The 25,596-nt window shown below is 60.7% G+C and carries 26 protein-coding genes and 1 tRNA gene; 15 read left to right on the top strand and 12 right to left on the bottom strand.

The window, feature by feature from the left end:
• Positions 1 to 157: 157 nt before the first annotated feature.
• Entirely contained in the window at positions 158 to 562 is a 405-nt protein-coding gene (locus E4S61_RS12195) for a hypothetical protein (protein WP_135304210.1), read from the bottom strand.
• 85 nt (positions 563 to 647) lie between these two features.
• Between E4S61_RS12195 and E4S61_RS12190 the strand changes: the two genes are divergently transcribed.
• The 4 genes from E4S61_RS12190 (at position 648) to E4S61_RS12175 (ending at position 3,962) form a co-directional block, all read left to right on the top strand.
• Positions 648 to 929: a winged helix-turn-helix domain-containing protein gene (locus E4S61_RS12190; protein WP_135304209.1), complete on the top strand. Its 282-nt coding sequence runs from the start codon at positions 648 to 650 to the stop codon at positions 927 to 929.
• Positions 929 to 1,696: a hypothetical protein gene (locus E4S61_RS12185; protein ID WP_135304208.1), complete on the top strand. Its 768-nt coding sequence runs from the start codon at positions 929 to 931 to the stop codon at positions 1,694 to 1,696. Before E4S61_RS12190 ends, E4S61_RS12185 begins: the two co-directional genes overlap by 1 nt.
• Before the next feature lie 119 nt (positions 1,697 to 1,815).
• Positions 1,816 to 2,988, top strand: coding sequence for a hypothetical protein (locus tag E4S61_RS12180; RefSeq protein ID WP_135304207.1), 1,173 nt, complete (start codon positions 1,816 to 1,818; stop codon positions 2,986 to 2,988).
• A gap of 2 nt (positions 2,989 to 2,990) precedes the next feature.
• Entirely contained in the window at positions 2,991 to 3,962 is a 972-nt protein-coding gene (locus tag E4S61_RS12175; protein WP_135304206.1) for a hypothetical protein, read from the top strand.
• 125 nt (positions 3,963 to 4,087) lie between these two features.
• On the opposite strand, the gene E4S61_RS12170 is transcribed toward E4S61_RS12175, so the two are convergent.
• The 8 genes from E4S61_RS12170 to E4S61_RS12135 form a co-directional block, all read right to left on the bottom strand.
• Positions 4,088 to 4,954 carry an AAA family ATPase gene (locus E4S61_RS12170; protein WP_135304205.1) on the bottom strand — a complete coding sequence of 289 codons (867 nt, stop codon included), beginning with the start codon at positions 4,952 to 4,954 and terminating at the stop codon, positions 4,088 to 4,090.
• A 3-nt stretch (positions 4,955 to 4,957) separates the two neighbouring features.
• Entirely contained in the window at positions 4,958 to 5,836 is an 879-nt protein-coding gene (locus E4S61_RS12165) for a hypothetical protein (RefSeq protein WP_135304204.1), read from the bottom strand.
• Positions 5,837 to 6,002: 166 nt separating this feature from the next.
• Positions 6,003 to 8,603, bottom strand: a complete 2,601-nt coding sequence (locus E4S61_RS12160) for an N-6 DNA methylase (RefSeq protein WP_135304203.1) — start codon at positions 8,601 to 8,603, stop codon at positions 6,003 to 6,005.
• A 43-nt stretch (positions 8,604 to 8,646) separates the two neighbouring features.
• Positions 8,647 to 8,874, bottom strand: coding sequence for a recombinase family protein (locus tag E4S61_RS12155; protein ID WP_135304202.1), 228 nt, complete (start codon positions 8,872 to 8,874; stop codon positions 8,647 to 8,649).
• A 101-nt stretch (positions 8,875 to 8,975) separates the two neighbouring features.
• Complete coding sequence (locus tag E4S61_RS12150; RefSeq protein ID WP_135304201.1) at positions 8,976 to 9,407, bottom strand: hypothetical protein; 432 nt, start codon at positions 9,405 to 9,407, stop codon at positions 8,976 to 8,978.
• A 148-nt stretch (positions 9,408 to 9,555) separates the two neighbouring features.
• Positions 9,556 to 9,942 (bottom strand): hypothetical protein, encoded by a 387-nt coding sequence (locus tag E4S61_RS12145; RefSeq protein ID WP_135304200.1) that lies wholly within the window; start codon positions 9,940 to 9,942, stop codon positions 9,556 to 9,558.
• Positions 9,943 to 10,190: 248 nt separating this feature from the next.
• Positions 10,191 to 11,633: an ATP-binding protein gene (locus tag E4S61_RS12140; protein WP_135304199.1), complete on the bottom strand. Its 1,443-nt coding sequence runs from the start codon at positions 11,631 to 11,633 to the stop codon at positions 10,191 to 10,193.
• Positions 11,634 to 12,115: 482 nt separating this feature from the next.
• A tRNA-Pro gene (locus tag E4S61_RS12135) sits at positions 12,116 to 12,188 on the bottom strand.
• A 129-nt stretch (positions 12,189 to 12,317) separates the two neighbouring features.
• Here E4S61_RS12135 and E4S61_RS12130 point away from each other — a divergent pair.
• The 4 genes from E4S61_RS12130 (at position 12,318) to E4S61_RS12115 (ending at position 16,492) form a co-directional block, all read left to right on the top strand.
• Positions 12,318 to 13,490 (top strand): NAD-dependent epimerase/dehydratase family protein, encoded by a 1,173-nt coding sequence (locus E4S61_RS12130; RefSeq protein ID WP_135304198.1) that lies wholly within the window; start codon positions 12,318 to 12,320, stop codon positions 13,488 to 13,490.
• Between the two features lies 1 nt (position 13,491).
• A complete protein-coding gene (locus tag E4S61_RS12125) occupies positions 13,492 to 14,424 on the top strand; it encodes an NAD-dependent epimerase/dehydratase family protein (protein ID WP_135304197.1) in 933 nt (310 codons plus the stop codon).
• A 63-nt stretch (positions 14,425 to 14,487) separates the two neighbouring features.
• Positions 14,488 to 15,033 (top strand): hypoxanthine/guanine phosphoribosyltransferase, encoded by a 546-nt coding sequence (gene hpt / locus E4S61_RS12120; protein ID WP_135304196.1) that lies wholly within the window; start codon positions 14,488 to 14,490, stop codon positions 15,031 to 15,033.
• A gap of 79 nt (positions 15,034 to 15,112) precedes the next feature.
• Positions 15,113 to 16,492 (top strand): uracil-xanthine permease family protein, encoded by a 1,380-nt coding sequence (locus E4S61_RS12115; RefSeq protein ID WP_135304195.1) that lies wholly within the window; start codon positions 15,113 to 15,115, stop codon positions 16,490 to 16,492.
• A 33-nt stretch (positions 16,493 to 16,525) separates the two neighbouring features.
• Here the strand turns inward: E4S61_RS12115 and E4S61_RS12110 are convergent, their stop codons facing one another.
• Positions 16,526 to 17,611 carry a guanosine monophosphate reductase gene (locus tag E4S61_RS12110; protein ID WP_135304194.1) on the bottom strand — a complete coding sequence of 362 codons (1,086 nt, stop codon included), beginning with the start codon at positions 17,609 to 17,611 and terminating at the stop codon, positions 16,526 to 16,528.
• A 127-nt stretch (positions 17,612 to 17,738) separates the two neighbouring features.
• Between E4S61_RS12110 and E4S61_RS12105 the strand changes: the two genes are divergently transcribed.
• Positions 17,739 to 18,716, top strand: a complete 978-nt coding sequence (locus E4S61_RS12105; RefSeq protein WP_135304193.1) for an NAD-dependent epimerase/dehydratase family protein — start codon at positions 17,739 to 17,741, stop codon at positions 18,714 to 18,716.
• Between the two features lie 19 nt (positions 18,717 to 18,735).
• On the opposite strand, the gene aglM is transcribed toward E4S61_RS12105, so the two are convergent.
• Positions 18,736 to 20,040 (bottom strand): UDP-glucose 6-dehydrogenase AglM, encoded by a 1,305-nt coding sequence (gene aglM / locus E4S61_RS12100; RefSeq protein WP_135304192.1) that lies wholly within the window; start codon positions 20,038 to 20,040, stop codon positions 18,736 to 18,738.
• 167 nt (positions 20,041 to 20,207) lie between these two features.
• Here aglM and E4S61_RS12095 point away from each other — a divergent pair, with 167 nt between their 5' ends.
• From E4S61_RS12095 to E4S61_RS12080, 4 genes are read left to right on the top strand one after another with little or no spacing between them, the layout of a single operon-like run.
• Positions 20,208 to 21,065, top strand: a complete 858-nt coding sequence (locus E4S61_RS12095) for a DUF4129 domain-containing protein (RefSeq protein ID WP_135304191.1) — start codon at positions 20,208 to 20,210, stop codon at positions 21,063 to 21,065.
• The gene (locus tag E4S61_RS12090) at positions 21,062 to 21,733 is read left to right on the top strand and encodes a DUF7269 family protein (RefSeq protein ID WP_135304190.1); all 672 of its coding nucleotides are present in this window, start codon (positions 21,062 to 21,064) and stop codon (positions 21,731 to 21,733) included. The genes E4S61_RS12095 and E4S61_RS12090 overlap by 4 nt, the downstream gene beginning before the upstream one ends.
• Complete coding sequence (locus E4S61_RS12085) at positions 21,730 to 23,001, top strand: DUF58 domain-containing protein (RefSeq protein ID WP_135304189.1); 1,272 nt, start codon at positions 21,730 to 21,732, stop codon at positions 22,999 to 23,001. The genes E4S61_RS12090 and E4S61_RS12085 overlap by 4 nt, the downstream gene beginning before the upstream one ends.
• Positions 22,998 to 23,693 (top strand): DUF7519 family protein, encoded by a 696-nt coding sequence (locus E4S61_RS12080; protein WP_135304188.1) that lies wholly within the window; start codon positions 22,998 to 23,000, stop codon positions 23,691 to 23,693. The genes E4S61_RS12085 and E4S61_RS12080 overlap by 4 nt, the downstream gene beginning before the upstream one ends.
• A 21-nt stretch (positions 23,694 to 23,714) precedes the next feature.
• On the opposite strand, the gene E4S61_RS12075 is transcribed toward E4S61_RS12080, so the two are convergent.
• On the bottom strand, positions 23,715 to 24,692 hold the full coding sequence (locus E4S61_RS12075) for an AAA family ATPase (protein WP_135304187.1): 978 nt from the start codon (positions 24,690 to 24,692) through the stop codon (positions 23,715 to 23,717).
• Positions 24,693 to 25,042: 350 nt separating this feature from the next.
• Here E4S61_RS12075 and E4S61_RS12070 point away from each other — a divergent pair, with 350 nt between their 5' ends.
• The gene (locus E4S61_RS12070) at positions 25,043 to 25,297 is read left to right on the top strand and encodes a hypothetical protein (RefSeq protein ID WP_135304186.1); all 255 of its coding nucleotides are present in this window, start codon (positions 25,043 to 25,045) and stop codon (positions 25,295 to 25,297) included.
• A 145-nt stretch (positions 25,298 to 25,442) separates the two neighbouring features.
• The gene (locus tag E4S61_RS25425) at positions 25,443 to 25,583 is read left to right on the top strand and encodes a hypothetical protein (RefSeq protein WP_167768487.1); all 141 of its coding nucleotides are present in this window, start codon (positions 25,443 to 25,445) and stop codon (positions 25,581 to 25,583) included.
• Positions 25,584 to 25,596: the final 13 nt, after the last annotated feature.

Here is a 25,596-nt window from a genome sequence, read left to right as displayed (position 1 = left end):
CATCAGAAACATCGCCCTTTCTTTTCAAGATATCGCGTGTGTTCTGGCGGAGAATCTCGTGTCGGTGTCATGGTTAGTTGGAGTGGTCTTCCACTCTAGCGCGTCAAGGCCTGTGCTGCGGCTATCGGGGACTACTGAGTCATGCGGACCCGGGGCGTTACTCCTCACGATTGATATCGATGTCAGCGCTTACAGAATCGCGGGAGATAATCATCATATCGCTATTCATGGTGTCGATTCCGTGGTCGCTCGCAACCGCGTTGTGCGCGGGCTGAATGACCTCGTACACCTCGGTCGGAGCGGCGTCTGTCTGGTCGCGTACGACCGGCCAATCGTCGGTCGCAAGCACGATGACAATGTCCTCGTCAGCGTAAACGATGTTGCCGATGCTCACCAATTCGTCGGCGTTCTCGTGGATCCATTCCGCAACGGCGTTTCGCGCGCCCATGACGACGGTGTTCGAGGCTTTTGGGGGCGTGGCGCGCTGGATGTATAGGGTACCTACGGGAGTCGGTGCGTCGGTCGGTTCGCAATCGGCGCGATAGTCTTCTTTCGCGCTCATTATATTCTTGCGTAGTTTCCACGAATGGATATACCTTTGGTAGGCCTACCAAAGGTTTATACAGTTTCTGCCAGTCGAATAGCCATTGTTAGATCAGACAAAGAATAAGATGGCTGCTGCTCTCCTACTAGGTATGTCCGAGCGAAAACGGGCAGAAAGCGGTGAATACACGCGAGAGTACTCTGACGACGATATCCTCCAGCTACTCCCGGAGGACGGATCACCAGTCACCATCCCAGAGATCCTCGAAACGAGTGATATCCCAAGAAGCACGCTGAACTATCATCTAAATCGGCTCGTGGAGGTAGGGAAGGTTGAGAAACGAAAACCTTCAGCAAACGTTGTACTGTGGTCACAAATAGATTAATGTGGAGTAAATACGACTTCGAAGAAATCGAAGAACTACACCGAGAAGCTGCGGAAGACTATACCAACAGGTCACACGCGAATAGAGATGAAGCCCGAACCCTCCTCACCGCCACTCAAAACCTGCACGATTTCCGAACGTTCCTTGAGAAGACACATGGACCAGCAGTAGACGATGAACATGAGATGCAGCTGTTCTACCTGCGTCGCGGAATCCGCGCACTTTTCTCTATCTACTGGATGTGCAAAAACCACAGTTACAGCGCATGCTACGGCCGTATCCGATTTCTATTTGATTTGTACCTTGTAGTGCGGGAGTTGAATCGGGAGAAAGAGAAGACGAAGCGGAAGTATCAGGAGTTCAAGCAGGACATGGAAGAGAACGATTACGGCCCGTATGATACCCTTCCAATGACGGATTATATCGGTGGGAAACGCCGGCAGCTGAAAGGCGATCTTGCTGAGGAAGAGGATATGTACGGGGGAATGTATGATCGTCTTAGTAATCTCGGGTCACATCCGCACACGCTGAAGTCCGCCTGGAATGACGGGGAATGGAATGAAGAGATGGAAGAAGACGTGCTGCGTTTCGGTGTGATTTTCGCGTATGCTATCGCTGCGCAGTATATTCGCACGTTCGAGGATTCTCGGATTGATCGGTTTGTCCGGGAGGAGATGGACGGTGTGATTGTGCAGGTGTTGTTAGTGTTCGGCCATCTTCCAGTGTTTCTTGAGGAGGATTTGGAGTTCGGGTCGCAAATCGGGTAACGGGATCTCATGTAACAAAATGATGAATAATCTTCTTGTCAATCACGCTGGCACGTCTAATTGAGAACCACAGCATAAAACGCCCGCGGACGATACAACCAACAACGGATTACCTCAGTATGGACTTTGACCCCGCCGATTACAAAGACAAATCCAAGCGCGAAGTCCTCCGCGAACTCGTCGAATACGTCGTCAAATCCGACGAGGACATGGAGGAGAAAGGAACGCGGAGCGGCGGGGACACCGACCTCAACATCTACCTCTGCGACAACCAAGGCCTCGAGATCGGGGACTTCGATCACTGGGTTCACCAACTCACCGAAGACGACCGCATTACCGGACACGCGGCGAACTTCGCTAAGAACCACACCTTCTCAGAGGATGTCGCCGGCGATGACATTGCAGTCGTCACGATCACTACACCCGATAAGGGACGAGAAGACGAGTTTCTCTTCGTCACCACGAACGGATCAGGCGGCGACGACTACCTCTGGGTTATCACCACCGTTCACTCCGATTGGCGCGACAAAACCATTGAACGACTCCTCGATTATCTTCCGTGCGTCGAACGGCTCTACCTCTCTTCGGACGACCTCGAGGAACTCACCGGGGGAATCCGCGACTCTCGTGTGTCCGGGTTCACTGCGAAGTACCATGCACCCAACCGGGAGCGCGACGCGACACTCAGGTTCAGCGGCGCCGAACCCGGTGACTTGGAGACAGCCGAAGAAGCGTTTGATGCGAAACCGACGCGCATCGACTTCGATCAGAAGAACTCACCGGCCACCGCCATCCAGGGTGCGAACACGAATAACGGCCGCATCTCAATGCGGTCCGTGCGAAATGGGTCAGAACCGAAAGCGGTCGAAACCCTACTCGGGATCACTGAAGGGTACCAAGAACTGGACCAAGCACGGTTCGATGTTGAGTATCCTGCGGAACTTGCTAAATTGGAAAATGGGTTCACTGTGGATGGCTTCACCGCGGTGGAACTCACCGATCCAGACCGCGACGATGCCACACCGGACGAACTCGTTGAGGAACTCGAAGCCCGCGTACTGAACGGGAATCAATACCGGCACGGCATCCGCGACGGTGGTACGAAACTCCGTGTGTGGGACACTGATCATGACGAGACGTTCGATGTCGCTCTGGAGCCACCGAATATCGTGCTGTATGCGCGTGATTCTACGACCGCGTTGAGTCTCCGCGAATTCGTGCGCGACGTTTACGAGGAGCTTGATTCGACGTACTCGTTGCAAAAACGGCAGAATCCGGTGGCAATTCAATAGACATGACGGTGACAGCAGGAGAACGACAACGGCGAGAGGTGAACACCTACAATCTGTTCTACTCCGCTGTCACCGCGCGTGCTGACCCACCTCTGTCGTCTCGCGGCGTCCGAATCCCTGTGATGTTCCCTGTGTTCGACGATTCATCGGAAGGTCGTGATGTAGAAGCAGAGCCGGATATCGTGCTGTACGACGGGTCAACGTGCGTGCTATGCGAAATTAAGAGCGGGCACAATATCAATGACCGCGATATCAAGCAGATGGCAGAGTGCGACAAGGTCACGATTGAGACCGCGGAGGAGGAACTGAAAAACGCACAGGTGCGGGAGAAGACGGAATACGGCGGTTCTGTGACCGCGGTGGAATCGGTTATTGTCTATCAGGATATGGACGAGGAATACGTCGAGGAGACCGCAAGCGAGTCCGCGGATTTCCGTGATTCGCTTGACCGACTCACCGAGCACGCTGTTTTGATGACGCAGGATTACGGCAGGGATCTCCGCGTGCTCGCTGGGGAGTTCAACGACGATGGTTCGATGCAATCAGCGCTGCGAGCCGGCGTTACACTCCCGGAGAATCCGCCAGACGAAATCATGCTTACGGAGGGGATGGAACCGGAGATTCTCGCGGTCGCGGTGACGGATATCTGGGGTGAGCAGGCATTAGATTACGACGACGGAGTGAGGATTTCACGAGAGGAGATTCGGGATTTCTTCGCGCCGCGACATAACGTAAATCCTGGAGATTTAGACCTCGTCTTCGACTTCTTGACGGATATCGATGCATGTGAAGAGATTGGGACGCATCGTTACGAGTTCCGCCGGGAGCATATGGGATCGATTCTTGGAGTTGAAGAGATGGTGGTGGAGCAACGCGTGGAGGATTATTTCCGGGAAGACGATCAAGAGACATTCGACACGTTCACTGACGACGACGAAGACGGTGATGAGGACGAGTCCGACGAGGAATATTGATAATCTTGGGACGCAAGTCACGCTACCGGAGATTCATCTATTCACTGTAGCCATCGGCTTCAACACGGTACAGTACTTAGGGAGGCGTAGAGTTCTCGAGGGCTATGCCGTTCTGAATGGGACGTTCAGTTTCCGTCGAGAAAGTGTTCCGCGACTGCTTCTTCGAGATGCGTCGGGGAGATTGCGGCTGCGCCGCGTTCGATCGCGTTCCGAGCAGCTTCATTCACGATTGTCGTGAGCGTGGCTGCTGTCGCCCCCTCCGTTTCCGCTGCAACTCTTGACAACTCTTCGGAAGAAACGCGAGCGGGCCGGTCCGCGAGCTGTTGTTCCAAGATTGCAGTTCGTGTTGGCTTGTTCGGCGGCGTGAATTTGAACCGGCGGTCGATGCGCCCATTCCGAATGACGGCCTCGTCAAGTTCTTCGGGCCGGTTCGTCGCACCGATGAAGAGCGTATCATTCTCGGCTGTGCGTTCGAGGTACGCCAGGAATTCGGTGACGACCTTATTGTCTTCCTGGTGCTTTTCCTCGCCGCCGCGACGTGGGAGCAGCGTGTCCAGTTCGTCCGCGATGATTACGGCGTGACCGTGCTCATCACCGATACGGGCAGCTTCCCGGAAGAGTCGCTGGACGTGGTCCGTGCTCTCGTTGATCCAGCGACTCTGAAGTCGGCCAGCGGTCAACACGACGAACGGGTACCCTAGTTCGCCTGCAAGCGCTGTCGCGGAGTACGTCTTCCCCGTGCCCGGCGGCCCGCCGAACAGCAGGTTCGGAACCTCGATACCGAAGCGCTCGTATTCGTCGCGCTTGGGTCCGAGCGGCCGGATGACCGAGCGCCGAAGCTCCTGTTTGAGGTTCTCCATTCCGCCGACATCGTCGAGCGTGCGCTCCGGAGCGGACCGCCAGGGGAACGACAACTCGATATCGGATCCCGGCAGGATGTCATTCGAGTTGCTGACGCTGCTGTCGGTCGGTGTGGATGCCGTTGTCGTCATGGTTTAGACGGGATAGATTTCGCGGACTTTCACTTCCGGACTAGGCCCGTGCAATTGGATGGTGTCAGCGACCTCATCCTGATACCGTACCTCGGCGACGAGTTTCGTGATCCGCGCGGAGCTAACCGGGACGTTGTACCGCCGGCGAAGCCGTTCGGCATACGCCGAGTTGTCCTCCTCAAGGTCGGGTTCGTGGACGGCACGATCTCGGAGAGCGAGCCGAATCACCGCGAGGTCACGGAAATCTGCAAGGCCGAGCTCCTTCGCTCGCCAGTCTTGCGTGTTAGCCTGGCTCCTGTCGTCGTCACCATGCAGGTAATCATGGCAGTCACGGCAGACGCTCGTCCCGACGTCGGTCTCGTACTCCCAGTGGTGATATCCGAGGTAGTCCTCGTCGAGTTTCGCCACCGAGCGGTCACACAGCGGGCACGTGACTTCCCAGTCCCAGCCCCATACACTGGCGAGACTCTGGGTTTCATCTGTGAACTCCCGCGTGTGCGGGAGCGTATCATCTACAACGCCGACGCGGAGTTGCTTCTCCCAATACGACTGGACGATCTCCCGGAGTTGGTCAGTCGGCGCCGCCGTTTTTCGAATCCCTGGAACGACGACAACTGACCAGCGACGGAGCGTCACGTGACAGTCATCGCAGTCAGGCTGGAGTCGGACGAATGGCTCCGGGAGTCCTTCGTAGTACCGCTCGATTGACTCGCCGCATCCTGGACAGAGAACAGCACAGTCTCCGTCTGTGAAGCGCCCCTGTTCGATTGCGTCTTCAAGAACGATTCCGATGTTGGACGTGGAATCCGATGTCGCTGGATTTCGATGCGTCTGTGATTCGGGTCCGTTGGATACAAACGGCCGCGAAGCGTGTTTACTCATGGGTGGATCTGACAGCCTCAGAGAAACCCAGTCCGGGTGTACCAGCACCCGGACGCTTTCCGTACGTCCCGTGGACTAGGGCTTCTCATACTCCGGTAGGAGATGAACTAGTATAAAAAGCGGGACTTTGAGGCGTCATGTCCAAGTGAGAAGCAAAGGGATGGCCCTACCTTGAGGCGTCTTCGGCTCCGAGATACTCGTTATACTCGGTCAACAAGGCGTAGGTGAACACGAAGAAGGAGAGGAGGATGATATCAGCATTGAGCTCAGGGTCCTCCAGAAGACGTCCATGTGCAATCTCGTTTCGTTGTTCCCGAACGCTCTGCATGACCTCCAACAATTCCCCGCTGAAAAAATCATCGAGCAAAACTTTCAGACGTAGTGGCTTCCAGTCCGCGCTTCTGTATCGGTATTCAAGTCGAGTATTCCCTTCCTCTGTTTCCCGTTCATCGACCCGTCCACCAGTACTTTCGACGTAATCCTGAAGCATACCTTCGAACTGCGAAGCCGTTCCGCCCATAAACGACCAGTACCGGCCCTCAGAATACACCGCCAACAATTCAGCAACCAGCCGTTCACGGGACGTGAATAACTCTGCGGACCGGAACGTCTCTTCCAGTCGAGAAATCATTTCTTCATCAACAAGGTGAGTATCCAGGTCTTCCATCTCGGCAACCTGATCGAGCGCTGCTTGGAGCTGCTCAATCTGGGTTTCGTACCCAGCTAACGTTGATAGAGGAGATACTGCATCATACGTTTCCGAAACAGCAGGCCGATAAGGGGAGTCAACACCTTCGAGAATAATCGTCCGAGCAGTTTCCCGGGATTCTTGAGAACTGTAGGGGCTGAGCGCGTTGAGCCGGTCGAGTGTTTCCTTACTTAGCTGCTGGATGAAAACTGGGAGGTGTCGTAGTGGCTGTATCTGTACTTGAACGTAGTCGGCGTCGAAATTCGGGAGTTGCGCTTTGTTTAGCCGCTGGTACAACGGTGTATTTAGGAGCGTCTGAAGGGCGTCTGGGCTTGGTGTTTCTTCGCAAGAGATTCCTACTACTCGAGTATCATAGAGCACTTCGTCCGCATCGACTTCGACTTGGTACCAAGCTACCTCGGACGTAGTAGCTCCTGTGACAAGGTCAGGATTGGTTATTGATATTGAGCGTGGTAGGACTCCGTTCAACCCGTGTCGTTCGCGTACTGCTGGAGCAATCCTTTCTTCGACGTGTTCAGCAGCGTTGGCATCGATGGGTTCGAGGGCCGTGAGAACCTCGTCAATATTCCTTGCATCGAGATTGTTTTCCTCGATAAACTCACGAAGATCGAAAAGGTAGTAATCGATATGTTCGCTAGTGATCGGATTTTCCTCAGGAATCGATTTGATAACAGGAGTGAAAAACCTATCATCGATCCCTGAATCTGCACACTGCTCCTCATCGAAGTAGAAACCTCGATTATGGCCAGTCGCCATCCCTCTTGCAATTCTTTCGGTGACATCCTCAAGCGTCGGGAGATTGCCCGTGAAGAACGGAGCCGCGCCGGGTGCATCTAGGAGCGTACGGAGCGTCGTTGTAGAGATATCCGAATGGACGCTTACAGCATCGACGTTATCGACGGTCTTAGCCGCTGCTATCGAATGTACTGCTCCACAAACACGGTCAAGGTTATCGAATGAGGTTACATTCAGAATCCCGATCTTTGACTCACCCGAAGTTCGCTCGACACACGCTATTACTGGCTCAACCCCGACAATTGGGAACGTTATTTCAGGGAGTTTGACTAGCCTCTTGAGTACGACGCCGTCTGGGAGAACCCGTTCCCGAAGATTGCGGACAGCGTGAGACGGCAGTACGAAACAACCTCGGCCCGAATCAGCCAATAACTGGCACGCTGCATTCACAAACTGATGCTCAATCCGTGAGTGCGATCTCATATTCGAATTATTTCGATCTTCGTTTTCTCGAAGACCGCGGCCTTCTGGCGGATGAGCTACGACACAGTCGAATCCAGCTTCTGGTAATGAGTTTCTCTCTTCGTCCGAGGTCGGATGCTGGTCAAGCGATCGTTGTGGATCGGTAGAGACCTCATCAAGCATAGAGAAGAAGTTGTCAGTACGGATTTGCCAGTCTGTGATTCCTCGTTCACGAACTCGTGTTTCCGTAATCGCACACGCTAATCCGTTCTGGTCCACACCCATGGAATACGTCGGCTCATCAATGGCATCGATTGCAGCTGTGAGGAGTTCACCACTTCCACACGCGGCGTCAAGAACCGACGTGCGGTCACCGGCAGTTACCCAATTTGCGACGAGGCTCGCAACTTCTCGTGGTGTATAGTAGGTCGTTAGATTTGCAGCCAATACCTGTTCGAAGAGCTCCATAACGCTGTATCGTTCATCTTCAGAGAGGTAGTCCATCTGAAGCTGCTCCCGTTCAAGAGTACCCGTTATGAGACTACTCACAGCTGATTGGATCCCATCTAGTTCAACACCACCAAGATACGCAGGGAGATACGAAACGTCGAAATTATTGATGCTCCCCTCCAGCAAAAGTACGGCACCTTCTATCGAGATGAGCAAGTAATCTGCCGCATCAAATTCCTCTTCAATCACTTCCAGACGATCGTCAGAATGATGACCCGCTTGCTGAGACTCGCCATACACTACGAGAAGGGTTTCCGACCCGTCAATCAACAGCAGGCCGTCGGCGAGTTCGGCAACCCGTGACACCCCTTCGATTTCTCGGAGCTCTTGCCTGAAATTCGAGATAGACATACTCGTGACCACCCCTCACTTGATGATGAACGTTTTCCTGATATCATGACGCGCCCAAGAAGTAAGCGACCACTCGGTCGATCACACCCTCTTCGATATCCTCCCACAACTGTTGGAACCCTTCACGATCGTCTTTCGTTCCGCTGGCGACGTCAGCATACGCTCGTGCGTCTCGAAACGCGGCTTCACCGAGGTGGTCACGAATCTCCTCGACCTGGCGGTCTGGATCCTGGGTATCGGTTGACACCCGGGTGTAGTAGGCGGTCGTCATGGGGTAGTTCTGGATACGGAGGGGTAACTGAAAAAGGAGCGAAGTTTTGGGTGACTCACCCAAAACAGTTGATTTTGGGATACGAAACGGCGTGGAGAGACCTAATCGAGATGTTTCTTTGCCTTCGAACTGAGCTCACCTGCTTTTGTTTCGGCTTTTCCCATGTACTTGTCGCTCAACTGGTACTCTTGTTGGGTGCTTCCCTCTGGTGTCGTAGCAACGGCCGCTTCGCAGTAATAGGCAGTTTCGTCAAGTGACTCAGTAACCTCATTTGCTACCCCGTCAGGGACGTTCGAAGCGTGTTCACGAAGTTGAGAAGATAGGGTTTGCATTATTCGAGCAGTTGAATATTTTGAACCATCTCTTCCCACTGTCCTTTCAACTTGATCCGCCAATACAACAGTTCTGGCGTACCAATCCTGGCGGGTGCCCTCATCCTGTGATTTTAGCTGGTAGGTTGCTACGATGATTCCGGCAAGGGCACTCAGAACACCACCAAGGATAGTAAGGCCAGTATCTACGAGGGCGCTCATATCCAGAGCTATCTCGAGTTGGTTGAATAAAACCTCCACAATGGAGGCAGGCCTGAATAGAGTGCACACTCGGCGCTGTGTCCATTCTCTGGACGCAGGATACAGATCGATCAGTTATAATTACTTTTCAACCGATATACCGCGCCAACTAATACCGCTCTGGGATGGACGGCCGGCCGTCGAACTGTTCAATTTTCTTGATCCGCTCGGATCGGTTGAGAGCGTTATCTGCGGCCGACATGATCTCGGCAGCGCTGCACGCATTATTGAGAATACCGACCTGTTCAGACCGACCCTGAGCCCTGAGTTCCTCAATCCCTTGTTCCGTGACCGCCCAAAACTTGCTCGGCATATCATCTTGCACCGGATCAGCAGGTAACGCTGTGACGACGCCCGTCTTCTGGAGTGATTCGAGACGGTCACGAATCTGGTCACGTCCCAAATCGGTATTCCGATAGTCTAGCTCTTCAACGCTCAACACCCCGGACTCATGGGCTTTAATTTGCTGCATGAGACGGAGATCCGTCGTGTCCATAGGGTATCGTAGCTCGCAGAGTGACTTACACGCCGGGAAAAATGCCCTCCAAGTGTTCATACCCATGTAGGACAGGAACAACTCCTCACGTCTTCATCTAGTTTTGATTCCAGACTGTGTCAATCGAGTATACTTTCCATAGTCACTCGTCTCCAACGCAAATCACGAGTGCAGAACAACGACGCTGCTCTCAGCGTTTATGAGGAGAGACTCACTATGCCAGATATCATATTGAGTCTATGGCGGTGCTATTCGTCTGGCTCTGGCTCCAGTTGTTCTCCGGGGAATACAGGATCGCTGTCTGCCCGTCCAGCCGCTTCGACCAATTCGGCACTGACAGCACCAGCGATGTCCGCCAGCATGGACTGATGGAGTAGCTCACCTCCATGCGCGAACGCAACTATATCCAGCAGGTCGCGGAGAAAATTCTGTGTGTCGTACGTCAAGATATCTCTATGAACGATAACCAGCTTATCGCCGTGTTCACAGGTTACCATCTTCGATGGATCTGTCGTTCGTAGTGACTCCGAAACTTTCGCTTCCCACTCCTCATCCGGTAGTGCAACCCACGAGAACACGTCGTGCCGCAACTCCCACGTCTCCAACTCCTCATCCGTAAGATCGTCCTCGTCAACAAACTCGTAGCTGAACGACTCTTTGTACTCCTCATGATATTCTTCAACCCCGCGAATCTGGTCGCCGTTGACGTCAGTAGTGTCCTCAATATCCGGCTTGATTCGGTCAGGAATAGTGACTATCTCATAGCCGTCCGCGCGAGCATTGTCGAACAAGTTTTGACTGCGATTCTGCTCATCATGTGTCGCCACCACAACGTCCCGTTCTGCGTTCAGGATCTTGACAGCGTGGACCTGCACCGGCTTCCAGTCTAACTCATCATGCGTCTCACCAGTCACGAACTTGTTCAGATCATCGACTAATCGGGATGCCACAGTCTCTGACTCACATGCTTGCAGGATCTTCTTCACTCGCGTCGAGTACGCCGTCCGGCCTACGTTCGACCGCTCACGATTCAGCGCGTCGTTGATTTTCTTCGTCGTGTTCGTAATATCGTAGCTAAACAAAAAGTTCGGCTCTGACGCCACACGAAGCCCACTCACGAACACTGACGCATCCTCGTTCTCTGGGACTTCGTACACGTCCCCGAACCGGGTCTGTTCTAATAATTCTGCGTCAGTGTAATGAATGAAGTTCTGCTTTGCTGCCTCAATATCTTCGTCGGTGATTCCATCCAGTACGACCTCGGTGCCTTCGATGTCTTTCTCCGGCGGGTGAATCTCCACGTGAAGGGTCTCGATTTCTTCAAACCCGTGTTTCGGGGCTTCCTTGACCGTGAACGTGTTATGCGGTGAATGAATCGTAATGTCGATCCCGTGCCGGTGGCAAGTCGCAATTGCGTCCTTGATTCCGACGCCGAACTTCCCAATTACCTTGTCGGGGTTATTCAGCTTCTCTTCGTCTTCAGCTTGGGTGAGATGCTCGTACCGGAATCCGCGTCCATAGTCCCTGATATGCCACGTTCCGTCGTCGCTGTAGATTTCTGGATCATCCGTGTCCGTAAGGGCGGCCTCGTCCAGGGCGTTCGCAATGATTTCGCGTGCTGCATCTGCCGGCCCCCACGCCTCTAGGACTTCCTCCATGTTCAAATCGAATTCCCGTGATGACGTTGACATACGTATCTGGTCGCTATACAGTCAAATAATAGTGACTACAGGCACGTGCGTCTGAATCGCGCGAATGGGTCTTGTGCAGGTATGCCAGGACTGGGGCTCCGAAATCTATTGTCGGCATAAGAGGCCCACTAGGTCGGCAGCCGAGATAATCTGTACGTCCCGAGCAATCGGAGACCTTCACCTCTGAGTGCGCGGATGGCCTAGCGCGGAGGAGGTTGCTGCTTGAGGCCCGCGTGAACCTGGAGCGCACGCTCCGATATCATCGTGGGGGCGAGAGACTTGGACCGCGCGAGGGTGCTTGGGCGCGCGGAGCGTGGTAGCTATTCGGCCGCGCAGTGGTCTCGGCTCTAGATAACCGCAGGACGGCGTAGCCTGTGGCCGTGAGTGCGTGTGAACCTCGGAGCGCAATGCGGCAGAAGCGAACCCTGAACCCGTCGCTATGTGGCGATTTTCCTCGACTCCTGAATAGCCGTGGGGTTTAATGGGCCGGCGCGAATTCGAATCGCGGTTACGGCCACCCGAAGGCCGAAGGATACCAGGCTACCCCACCGGCCCGTGCGATAGCAATCGGAGAAAGGAGAGGCCGATTTTTAACCCTTCCGGAACGAACGAGTCCGGCCCGTGGAGACAGCAGCCGGGCAAAAGATACTTACTCGATGCAGGTTACTCACGAACTGAGTAACTATGACGATACTAGTCACCGGGGCCGACGGCTACATCGGCTGGCCCACCGCGCTGCGCATCGCGAACCGCACGGACGATCGCGTTCTCCTCGTGGACAACTTCGCCCGCCGCGAGTGGGTCGAGGACGTCGGCGCGACGAGTGCGACGCCCGTCGCGTCCATCGACGAGCGACTCGCCGCCGCCGAGGAGACGCTCGGGGTCTCGAACATGTCCTTCGTGGAGTTGGACCTGACAGACCGCGACGCCGTCGACGAACTCCTGCAGGTCCACGAGCCCGAAACGATTGTCCACGCGGCCGCCCAGCCCTCCGCGCCGTACTCCCAGATCAACGGCGAGCGCGCGAACTATACGCAGCACAACAACATGCAGGCGACGCGGAACCTGCTGTGGGGCCTCGAAGAGAACGACATGACCGACACCCACGTCATCGAAACGACGACGACGGGCGTCTACGGCGCGCCGGAGTTCCCGATTCCCGAGGGCGGCGCGGCGATGGAGAATCAGGGCGAACGCGACGACGTGCCGTTCCCGGCGATGGCCGGCAGCTGGTATCACCTCACCAAATCCCACGACGCGGCGAACCTCCGACTGGCCAACAAGCAGTTCGACATCCCGATCTCGGACGTGCGCACGGCCATCACCTACGGGACCGAGACCGAGGAGACCCGCGAGGACGACCGCCTGAAGACCCGCTTCGACTTCGACTACTACTTCGGGACGGTCACGCACCGCTTCTGTGCCCAGGCCGTCGCCGGCTACCCCGTCACCGTCTACGGGAAGGGCGAACAGCGTAAGCCGTTCGTCTCGCTCGAAGACGCCGTCGAAGGGCTCGCGCAACTCGCACTCGGCGACGCCGACGAGCGCCCGGACGACCTCACCGTCTACAATCAGGTGACCCGAGCCATCAGCATCGTCGAGATCGCCGAGACCATCGCCGAGGTTGGCGGCGAGCACGAACTCGACGTCGACGTCGAGCACTTCGAGAACCCGCGCGACGAGGACGAGACCCACAAGATGGAAATCGAGTACGACCGCTACGACGACCTCATCGGCGGGCAGTCCCAGTCCTTCGAGGAGGGCGTCGAGGACATCTTCCAGACGCTGACCCGTTACAGCGACACCATCGAGTCCCACGAGGACCGCTTCCTGCCGGGCGTACTCAGCGAGGACTGACATGGACGTTCTCGTCACGGGGGCCTGCGGGTACATCGGGAGCGCGCTCTTGCCTATCCTGCAGGACGACGACCGGGTCGACCGCGTGGCGGTCTTGGACGACCTCTCGTCGGGCTCGCCTCGGGCACTGCTCGGCATCCTCGGCGACGGGTTGGCGTTCCGACGCGGCGACGTAACCGAGTACGGCGACGTCGAGAGCGCGATGCGGGGCGTCGACCGCGTCGTCCACCTCGCGGCGATAACCGGCGCGGCCAGTACTCACGACCGCCGCGAGGAGACGTTCGCGGTCAACTACGACGGCACCGAGAACGTCCTCAACGCGGCGGGGAAACTCGATATAGACCACGTCGTCTTCGCCTCCTCCTGTAACGTCTACGGCCGCGCGACGAGTACGGACATCGACGAGACGGTCGACCCTGATCCCATCAACCCCTACGCGGAGACGAAACTAGAGGCCGAGTCCCTGCTCGCCGACTACTGCGAGGAGTTCGACATGACCGGCACGGCGCTACGGATGGCGACCAACTACGGCCACTCGCCCGGCGTCCGGTTCAACCTCGTCGTGAACTACTTCGTCTTCCGCGCGCTGACCGGCCGCCCGCTCACCGTCTACGGCGACGGGTCGAACTGGCGGCCGTTCGTCCACGTCCGGGACGCCGCGCGAGCGTACGCCGACGCAGTCCTGCGCCCGGACGCGTGGGACGAACTGGCCTACAACGTCGGCACGGACGAGGGTAACTACCAGATAGCCGATATCGCCGAAATCGTCTCCGAGGAAGTCGCGCCGGTCGACGTGACCTATCTAGAGGACGAACATCCCGGTCCGTCCTACCACGTCAACTTCGACCGACTGGCCGAGACGGGCTTCGAGACCGAGTGGACGCTGCGTGAGGGCATCCGCGACCTGGCGACGCGCTTCACCGCGCGGGCCTGAGCGCCGGGGACGGCTGCTACCGCAGAACGATTCGCTTTTCCCGCGCCTCCGCAAGTCGCCGTCATGGAACGCCTCCGCGAGTCGCTGCACGAAGCGCCCATCATCGACAAGGACGGCTACGAATACCTCGTTCATCCGATCAGCAACGGCGTCCCGATGCTGGACCCGGCGCTGTTGCGGGAAGTCGTCGTCCAGGTCATGCAGGAGGCAGACTTAGACGTAGACAAAATCGTCGCGCCCGAGGCGATGGGTATCCATCTGGCGACGGCGCTGTCCCTGCAGACGGACATCCCGCTGGTCGTCATCCGCAAGCGGGCCTACGGCCTGCCCGACGAAGTCGCACTCCACAAGTCCACGGGCTACTCGGAGTCCGAGATGTACATCAACGACGTTGAGGAAGACGACAGGGTGCTTATCGTGGACGACCTGCTCTCGACCGGCGGGACGCTCGCGGCCATCTGCGACGCGCTGGACGGTATCGGTGCGGAGATCTCGGACATCGTCGTCGTCATGCGGAAAGTCGGCGAGTCGGCGATGGACGACGTCGACCACGACGTTGAGAGCCTCGTCGACATCACCGTCGAGGACGGCGAAGTGACGGTCCATTGATGGCTCGCGTTCGCGTTCTCTCGGCCGCGAAGCGATGACGAAACCATTATGCGGCAATCTCTGGAGGAACTGGCTATAGATGGCAACCGACTCAGACGGGGAGATAGAGCTCGAATACGAGCGCGACGACAAGCCGCCGTTGCCCACGTCGCTGCTGCTGGGACTGCAACACGTCGCAGTGATGATCGTGCCCGCGACGGCGGTGGCGTTCATCGTCGCCGGAGCCGTCGGGTTGAGCGCGGGCGATACAGCGTACATCGTTCAGATGGTGTTGCTGTTTTCCGGACTGGCGACCATCGTGCAGGCCTACACCGTCGGCCCGGTTGGAGCGAAACTCCCCATCGTGATGGGGACGAGCTTTACCTTCGTCGGCGCGGCGAGTTCCATCGGCGCGAGCTACGGGTTGGCGGCGGTGTTCGGGTCGATTCTCGTCACCGGGTTCGTCGTGGAGGGGCTCGTCGGCTGGCAGTTCAAACGCATCGAGCCCTTTTTCCCGCCGCTGGTGACCGGCCTCGTCGTGGTCATCATCGGCCTGTATCTGGTGCCGGTCGGGATGGATTACGTGGCCGGCGGCGTCGGCGCAGCGGACTACGGATCGCTGACGAACCTCGGCCTCGCGTCGCTCGTCCTCGGCATCGCCGTCCTGCTGAATCTCTTTACGACCGGTGTGACGCGACTGTTGAGCGTCCTCGTCGGCATCGTCGTCGGCTACGCGACGGCCGCCGCGCTCGGCGTCGTCAGTTTCGCGCCGGTCGCACAGGCTAGCTGGTTCGCCGTCCCGCAACCGGGCAAGTTCGGCTTCGCGTTCGAACCCGTTCCCATCGTCACCTTCGCGTTCCTCTTTCTCGTCTCGGCGATGGAGACGGTCGGCGATATGTCGAGCATCACAGCCGCGGAGGGCCGCACGCCCACACACGAAGAGTTCCGCGGCGGCCTCTTCACCGACGGCCTGTTGAGTTCGCTCGGCTCGCTCGCCGGGACGTTCCCGGTGACCTCCTTCTCGCAGAACGCCGGCATCGTCAACTTCACCGGCGTGATGAGCCGTCACGTCGTCGGCATCGGCGGGCTCATCCTCGCGCTCCTGGGTCTCAGCCCGAAGGTGGGTGCCGTCGTGACGACGATCCCGAGCGCCGTCTTCGGCGGCGCGGTTCTGCTGATGGTCGGGATGGTCGCCGCCAGCGGCGCGCGACTCATCTTCCTGCACACACAACTCGACCGGCGCAACATGGTCATCATGGCCGTCTCGCTCGGCCTCGGACTCGGCGTGGCGACCCGACCGGACGCATTGTCAGGGCTGCCCGCGGCCGCCGAGACGTTCTTCGGCCAACCGGTCATCCTCACGGCGCTGACGGCGCTGTTGCTCAACACGTTCGTTCCCGGCGAACAGAGCCCGCTGTTCGACGCTGAACCCGGTGAGTCGCCCGCGGAAGCGATGGGCCTCTCGAACTCGGACGACTAGTCGTCGCGCTCCGCGTCCCTTCTCCCGTCGCGCTCAGTCGTCGGCGTTGGCTTTGGCGTGTTTCGTGCTGTCGACGCTGACCGTCTCCCACTTGCGGTCCGAGTGTGCGCCCTCGCGCTCTTTGGCGCTGTCCGCGACGCGAATGAACTCGGCCTTCTCGCGGGCCGCGTCGATGGTGTGGCCGCCGCAGTACGACAGGCCCGAGCGGATGCCCGCACAGAACTCCTCGGCGACGTCGGCGACCGGCCCCTTGTACGGCGTGAGCCCTTCGACGCCCTCGTCAGCAGTGACGTTCTCGGCCTTATCCGAGCGCTTCTCGGCAGCGGCCGTCGTCGCCATCCCGCGGGAACGCTTATAGCGCGTCCCGTCGATTTCGACGACTTCGCCCGGCGCTTCCGCCGTCCCGGCGAAGAGGCTGCCCATCATCACCGTGTCCGCACCGGCCATCAACGCCTTCACGGCGTCGCCGGAGGTCTGGATACCGCCGTCGGCACAAATCGTAACCCCGAGGTCGCGGGCGATGTCGGCGCAGTCGTCGACAGCCGTCAACTGCGGGACGCCCGCGCCGGCAACCTTCCGGGTGGTACAGTGAGAACCGGGGCCGATACCGACTTTCACGCAGTCGGCACCGGCCGCGTGGAGGTCCTCGACGCCGTCGGGCGTGGCGACGTTCCCCGCGACGATGTCGAGCGACGAGTACTCTTCGCGGAGGTCCGCGACGGCGTCGAGCGTGCGCTCCATGTGACCGTGGGCGACGTCGACGACGACGGCGTCGACGCCAGCCTCGACTAGCGCCGCGGTCCGCTGGACGTGGTCCTCGTCGATGCCGACTGCCGCCGTGACCGGGACGCCCGCCGCGGCCACCGCCTCGACGGTTTCGGCCTGTTCCTCGACAGTGAGGAACCGGTGAACTGTCCCGACGCCGCCGGCCTCGCCAAGTGCGATGGCGAGGTCCGCTTCGGTGACAGTGTCCATCGCCGCCGAGACGAGCGGCGTTTCGAGGTCGATACCGGGCGTCAACTGCGTCGAGAGGTCGACGTCGCTCCGGCTATCGACCGGCGACCGCTGGGGAACCAGCAGTACGTCACCGTAGCTCAACCCCGTTCGGAGTTCGTTCATGACCGCGATTGCCAAGGGGTGTCACGGAAATAAACCTCTCGATTCCCCCGCTGAATTGCCCGACGGCCGCCCGGTCGAACGCGAAAATCGCGGGGTGTTTATACCGTGTCGTGTCAACCCACGATGCATGGCGGATTCCCCCCACGTCGCCGTCACCGGCGCTGCGGGCTACATCGGCAGTCGAGTCGTCTACCAGCTACAGGAGCAGTATCCCGACTGGGAGATAACCGCGCTGGACAACTTCTATCTCGGGCAGGTCCAGTCTATCGGGGACGTCGACGTTGAGCACGTCGACATCCGCAACCGCGACCGCTTGGACGCCGCGCTCGACGGAGCGGACATCGTGATGCACTTAGCGGCCATCTCCGGTGTCGACGACTGCGAGGACAAGCAGGACTTGGCCTACGAGGTGAACATCCAGGGGACGAACAATGTCGCGTGGTTCTGCCGGCGGACCGGCGCGGGGATGGTCTTTCCGTTCTCGATGGCCGTCATCGGCGACCCGTCGGACTTCCCCATCTCCGTCGACAACCCGCGCGGTCCGCTGAACTGGTACGGTCGGACGAAACTCGTCTCCGAACGCGCCATCGAGGACTTCGCCGACGGTGCGTTCCCTGCTCACCAGTTCATGATCTCGAACCTCTACGGGAGCCACGAGATAGGCGACCAGTCCGTCTCGAAGGGTACCGTCATCAACTTCTTCCTCGGGCGCGCGAACGCGGGCGAGACGTTGACCGTGTACGAACCTGGCACGCAGTCACGCAACTTCGTTCACGTCAAAGATGTCGCTCGCGCGTACGTCCGCAGCGCCGAGCGGATGGTCGAGCAACTGGACGACGGCGAGACGGGCGTCGAGAAGTTCGAGATCGCCAGCGACGAGGACCCGAGCGTCCACGACGTCGCCGAACTGGTCCAGTCGGCCGCCGCCGAGGCCGGTATCGACGTGGACGTCTCGCTGGTCGAGAACCCCCGCGGCGACGACGAGACGATGGTCGATTCGTTCACCGTCGACACGAGCCGCACCCGCGAGGTGCTCGGGTGGGAGCCGACCTACACTGTCGAGTCCGTGATTCGAGACGCGCTGGCCGAGAACGGCGACGAGTAGCGTTTCGCCGTTCCCCTGCTCACCACGTCAGCCCTTCGTACGTGATACCGTCGCGCCGCCCGATTATCCGCCGACCGTCCACGACCACCGGGTTTGCCATCGCGTCGAACTCGCCGTCCAGCGCCGCGAACTCGTCCCAGTCGGTGACGACCACCGCGCCGGACGCCCCCTCCAGCGCCTCAGCCGCCGACGCGACGTACTCGATTTCGGGGTAGCGTTCGCGCATGTTCTCCGTGGCGACCGGGTCGTAGGCGACCACGTCGGCCCCGCGTTCCTGTAGTCCCTCGATGACGGGGACGGCCCGCGTATTCCGGATGTCGTCAGTACCGGGCTTGAACGCCAACCCGAGGACGGCCACGCGCTTACCGCGTACGTCGACGTGGTCGTCGAGCAGGGAGAGGAGGCGCTCGGGCTGGGCGTCGTTCAACTCGACGGCCGCCGAGAGCACCGCCGGGTCGTAGCCCCGTTCGCGAGCAGCGGCGATGATGGCGTCCGTGTCTTTCGGAAAACACGATCCCCCCCAGCCGACCCCGCTCCGAAGGAACTGCTCGCCGATGCGGTCGTCCAGTCCGATGGCGTCGGCTACCTCGTAGGCGTCGACGCCGAACTCCTTACAGACGTTGCCGATGTCGTTGATGAGGCTGACCTTCGAGGCGAGGAAGGTGTTGTTGGCGTACTTTATCATCTCGGCCTCGGCGATACCAGTCTCGACGACGGGGACCTCGCCGTCGGCGGCGTCACGAAGCGGGGCGTAGAGGACGCGCAACAGGGCGAAGGCCCGCTCGTCGTCGGCCCCGAAGACGAGCTTGTCGGGATTCAGGAAGTCTTCGACGGCGGTGCCCTCCCGCTGGAACTCGGGATTCGAGGCGACCAGGAAGTCCGTCCCACGTTCGAGGCCCGCATCGGCGATGCGGGCGGCGAGTCGCTCGTCTGTCGTCGTCGGAATGACCGTCGATTTGGTGACGACGAGGTGCGGTTCCTCGCGGTCCTCGCCCGCAGCCAGCGCCTCCCCGACGGAGGCCGCGCCGGCCTCCATGTACTGTAAGTCGATGCTGCCGTCATCGTTCGAGGGGGTGGGCAGGGCCAGCATCGTCAGGTCCGTCTCACGGACGGCGGCGTAGTCCGTCGTCGCGCGCAGTCGCTCGCCGCCGTGTTCGGCGACGAGTTCGTCCAGTCCGGGTTCGTGGATGGGCGACTCGCCGTCGTTGATCGCGGCGACGATGCCCTCGTCGATGTCGATGGCCGTCACTTCGTGGCCCAGCTCAGCGAGACAGGCCGCGACGGTGGTGCCGACGTAGCCGCTCCCGACGATGCTGACGTTCATCGGCGATGGTTTCGCCATCACCCCCCTTGAGAATTCGGTTCCTTCGAGGCGGAATCTGCGGTCAAATCGCGAGTCCGACCGAAACAGACCTGTTGTCCCGCCGGACTGTCCCATCGGCAGTTGCGTCCGTTGCAAGCGTAATCGGCCTATAACAACGCCGTCGCCTGATGCAGACCGAACCAGTTCGGCGACTCGCGTCGCCACTCCAAGGGACAATGAATGCACAACGAGCAGTGTCGGTCAGCATCGCCGTCGCCGTCGTCGTCGCCCTGACGTTCTCCGCGTCGACCCTGGGGTCGTCAATGGAGACCGACCCGTCCGACGCCATCGACGTAGAGTACGAGGCGCTTCCCCTCGGCGACAGCGGTGACGACGTCGAGGAGGCCGCACAGCAACTGCACGACCAGTACGATCAGCAGACGAGCCAGTCACAGTCCCAGTCGTCTTCATCTTCGTCTTCCTCGTCGTCTTCGTCTAGCTCACAGAGTCAACAGAGTTCGAGCGCGAGTTCACAACCGGACCCCGTCTCACAGAGTACCCTCCTCGATCTACTGGCGGCGCTGTTGGTGCTCGCCGCGCTCGTAGGCGTCGCCTACTACTACCGAGAGCGCCTGCGGGCGCTGTTCGGGCGGTTCGTCGACGAGTCGAGCGACGAGGCGCGAGGCGAGCGGGCAGTCCCCGCCCCGGAGAACGAGGTGCAGCGGGCGTGGGTCGAGCTGGTCACGCGAGCAGGGGTGAGTCGGCCGCGGATGCGGACGCCGCGAGACTGCGCCCGCGCCGCCGTTGAGACAGGGTTCGACGCCGACGCAGTACATCGACTGCGCCGGGCCTTCGAGGACGTGCAGTACGGCGGCGCACCGCCGACCGAGGAGCGAGAGCGCCACGCCCGCGAGACGTTGCGGACGCTGGATGGCGGACGGCTGGAAAGCGACGGCGGCCGATCGACGGGTGACGATGAACGACCGGAAAATGACGGCGAACAGCAGGAGGACAACAGTCCACAACGGGAGGACGACAGCAGATGAGCGAGGTCTCTAGCGTGCGCCGACTCGGCTGGGGGCTGCTGGTGGCACTCGGCACCGCCGCGTTGGGGGTTGCAGTCGTCCCGGGTGCGGCGTCGTCGCTCCCGGCCGAGGCGCTGGTCGATGCGTTGGGGAACGACTACTTCCTGCTCGGCCTGTTCGGCGGCGTCGCGCTGGCAGTGTTGGCGTGGATGGTGGGTCGGCGCGCAACGGGCAGTGTCACGCAGGCGGACCCGCCGGACCCGGAGACGATACTCGACGCGCCCCGACCGGGTGAGGGGTTCGACGGTCTTCTCGGGACAACTATCCCGCGTCACCGCGACAGCGGCGAGACCGCCGAAGCCCTCCGCGAGCGGTTACGAACCGCGGCCGTCCGCGCGGAGATTCGAGACGGTCGTTCACGCGAGCAGGCCCGCCAGCGCGTCGCTGGCGGCCGCTGGACGGACGACCCCGTGGCCAGTGAGTTTCTCAGCGACGAACCGTCCTCGCCCGCACTGGGCGAGCGAGCGAAGCTGTGGCTGCTCGGCGATTCGTGGGTCCAACACGGTGCGCGAGCGACAGCGAGGGAACTCACCCGAGAGACCGAACCGGAGCGCTCTATAGAGGGTGAGCACCGCACGAGCCAGCCAGAAGCCAGCAGCGGCGAGACCAACGGCGGTGAGATGCGATGACGGCAGTCAGGGCAACTGGCCGCTGGCGCGGCATCGTCGCCGTCGCGCTGTTCGCTGTCGCCGTCGGCATCCTCACCGACCGCCCGCCAGTGATGCTCGCGGGCGTCGTCGGCGCGGGCTTCGCGCTGTATCCGCGCCTGACTGGCCCGCCGAGCGTCGAGTTCGAACTCGACCGCCGGGTCGACGACCACCACCCGGACCGGGGCGACCCGGTCACGGTGACGACGCGGTTGACGAACGTCGGCGACAGCACGCTCACCGACGTCCGAATAATCGACGGCGTGCCGCCGATGCTCACCGTCGCGTCGGGCAGCCCCCGCCACGGCGCGGTGCTTCGCCCCGGCGAGAGCACCGAGTTCAGCTACGAGGTCGGGGCCGACCACGGCCGCCACCAGTTCGACCCCGCCACCGTCGTCGTTCGCGACCCGACGGGCGCACACGAAGTGGAGACGACGGTGGCCGCCGGGACGGAGATCGACTGCGCCGAGTCCGTTCCCGCGGTCCCGCTCCGCCAGCAGACCAACGGCCACGCGGGTCGGCTGGTGACCGACGACGGCGGGAGCGGCATCGAGTTCCACACCGTCCGCGAGTACCGCCCTGGCGACCCGATGGGCCGCATCGACTCGAAGCGCTGGGCGCGCACGGGCGAGCTCACGACCATCGACTTCCGCGAGGAACGCCGGGCCTCGATACTGTTCCTGCTCGACGCCCGCGAACCGGCCTATCGCTCGCGGAGCGACGACGAACCCAACGCCGTCGCCCACGGACTGGCCGGTGTCGAGCAACTGCTCTCGGCGCTTGCCGACACCCGCGACTTCGTCGGTCTGGCCGCGTTCGGTCGCGAGTTCTGCTTTCGCGCGCCCGGTGTCGGCCCGGACCACCAGAGCCGCCTCCGACAGTTGCTCCAGACCCACCCGACGCTGTCGGCCCGACCACCGACCGCCGACGAGGACGGCGACATCCAGCGACAGACCGAGCAACTGCGCAAACGCCTCGGTCGGGACACGCAGATCGTCGTGTTCTCGCCGCTGGCCGACGAAGCGATCGTCGAGGCGGTCCGCACGATGGAGGCTGACGGCCACGCGACGACGGTGGTCAGCCCCGACGTGACGGCCGACGGCACGCTCGGGCAGGAACTCGCGCGGGTCGAGCGGACGAATCGCCTCCACTCGCTTCGAGGGGCCGGGGTTCCGGTCGTCGACTGGGGACCGACCGCGTCGCTCGGCGCGGTCTTGCTCGACGAGCAACGGCGGGGGTGGTCGGCGTGAGCGAGTCGATTGCTCACCGGCCGACGCCAATTGCCAGTAGCCTGGCGGTGCTCCTCGCGGCCGGTGCGACGGCGATACTCGTCCGCACGGCCGCCCAGCACCGCGTCGTCGCGCTCACGCTCCTCGGCGTAGCGATTCTCCTCGTCAGCGGGCGCTATCCCGACGGGACGGCGCTGGACCGCCCCGTCCAGTATCTCGGGACGGCCGTCGGCTTGCTCGTCGTCCTCGCCGCGTTCGCACTGGCGCTCACCTCGCTTTCGACATCCGGCGCGCGACTGGAACTGTTCCCAGGACTGGTCGGTGTCGTCCTCGTCGGATTGGGCGTGCGTCCGGTCAGCCAGCGCTTCGCCCGTCGGTTCGTCTCCGCCGGTCTCGCCGCGCTCGTCGTTGCCGTCGCCCTCAGCGGCATCTTCGAGCGGGCGGGACCACTCGCGCTGCTCGCGGCCGTTGCGGCCGCTATCGTCGCGTGGGACGTCGCAGAACACGGCATCAGCCTCGGCGAGCAGTTGCGGACCGACGCCGACACGCGCTCGGTCGAGCTGGTCCACGCCGGAATCTCGACGGCCTACGGTGTCGTTCTCGTCGTCGTGACGCTACTGCTCTTCGAGAACGGCGCGGCTGGACTGCCGCTCTCGACGCTACTGGCGTTGCTGGTCGGCGCGATTGCCCTGATGGCCGCACTGTACCGCTAGCAGGCGAAGCCGGAGAGAAGACTAGTTTCGACCGTCCGCGTAACTGACCGTCGGCACCGGCACCGAATCCAGCAAGTCGTCGACGACGGCGCGCTTGTCCACGTCGTCCACGCGGGCGTCCGGCGTCAGGACGAGGCGGTGTGCCAGCACGTCGGGCGCGATGCGGGCGACGTGGTCCGGCGTGACGTAGCTCCGCCCGCGAACGACCGCGAGGGCTCTGGCGACCTCGAAGAGACGCTGTGTCGCCCGCGGGGAGACGCCCGTGGCGACGCGGTTGTCTTCGCGGCTCGCGCGCGCGAGGTCCACGACGTACGCGCGAACCTCGTCCTCGACGTGGACGGACTCGGGTGCCTGCCGGAGTGCCGCAGGGTCGATAGCCGCGCTGGTCCCCACGGTGGGCGTCCGGTCGGTTCGGGCGGCCCGCCGGTCGATGAGTTCGCGCTCACCGGCTTCGTCGGGGTAGCCCAAACTCGTCTTCACGACGAAGCGGTCGACCTGTGCCTCCGGCAGCGGGAACGTGCCGTCCTGCTCGATGGGATTCTGCGTGGCGATGACGAAGAAGGGCTCCGGCAGCGCGTGGGTCTCCCCATCGATGGTGACCTGTCCCTCGCCCATCGCTTCGAGCAGCGCCGCTTGGGTCTTCGGCGACGCGCGGTTGATCTCGTCGGCTAGCACGACGTTGCCGAATATCGGTCCCTCCCGGAAGTCGAAGGCTTGAGTCTGCTCGTTGAAGACGTACGTGCCGGTGATGTCCGCCGGTAGGAGGTCCGGTGTGAACTGGATGCGCGAGAACGAGAGCCCGAGCGCCGACGCGAGCGAGCGCGCGGTGAGCGTCTTCCCGGTGCCCGGGACGTCTTCGAGCAGGACGTGTCCCCGGGAGAGAAACCCCGAGAGGACCGTTTCGAGCGTCGATTCGTCGGCGATGACCGCTCTCGACACCGCATCGAGGACGGTGTTACAGTGCTCTGCCGCTCCCTCGACATCTGCATCAGTACCCATTGAGCGAGCACTCTCGGAACGCGGGCTTTGTTATCGCCGACCTACTCCGTTCCGCTCGCAGTGTAGCTGTCGTTTGCTGTCATGTTTGCATCGTGTCTGTCCGAGACGCGGTCCACGCAGTCGGATCGAGGAGTCGCCGGATCCGACCGGCCGACCCACCGAGATCGAGTCCTACCGAGCGGTGGCCAGTTCCGGGATCTCCGAAGCGCAATTCGGCCATTTTCAGCACTTTCAGCTGCTGTAAAAGGGTTATAAAACGTTCTAAAACGACAGTGAGATGGTGAATTCATGCCAATAATATCTCTGTTATATGGGGGTAGGGGTCGTGGCTTCGAATAGAGAACCCACTCATGTCCACCGCAGAGTCGTCCCTTCCACGCCCGTCCGCCCTCGCAACTGCCCGCTCCCTGCTCTCCACGCTCCGTCAGTCGGCCATCGCCGCGGTCCGGGGAGTCGCCTTTTGGGCGACTATCCCGCTTCCCCTCGTCATCGTGGGGACGCTGGTGACCGGTACCGCCGCCTCGACCCCGCTACTGGTTGTCGGCCTCCTCCTCTTGAACGCCGTCTGCGCCGTCGTCGGCCAGCGTCACTCGACCGGCAACTGACTCGGAACGTCGCCCTCGCTGCTGTCACCGACCGAACGTCTGACGATCGTCTGACGGTCGTCGTCCAATCCCCACTTCGTCTGCCGGTTTTCACTTTCACGCCGGTTGGCTGGCGTATATACCCGTCCCGCTCTTGGACGGAGATATGTTCGACCAGTTGCGGCGCTCCGTCACCGAGCGGACAGAGTCCCTCCGTGAGTGTCGACAGTGTGGCACGACCGTCGAGGAAGCCGCCGGTCGCTGTCCGGCGTGCGATTCGACGGAGATCGCCCACTACGAGTTCTGAGGGCGTCGTGGCG

Origin of the sequence: Haloarcula amylovorans (assembly GCF_004681185.1) — an archaeon.
Taxonomy (GTDB): Archaea; Halobacteriota; Halobacteria; order Halobacteriales; family Haloarculaceae; genus Haloarcula; species Haloarcula amylovorans.
The sequence above is the reverse complement of the archived record's forward strand: the minus strand, read 5'-3'. Positions and strand labels throughout refer to the sequence as shown.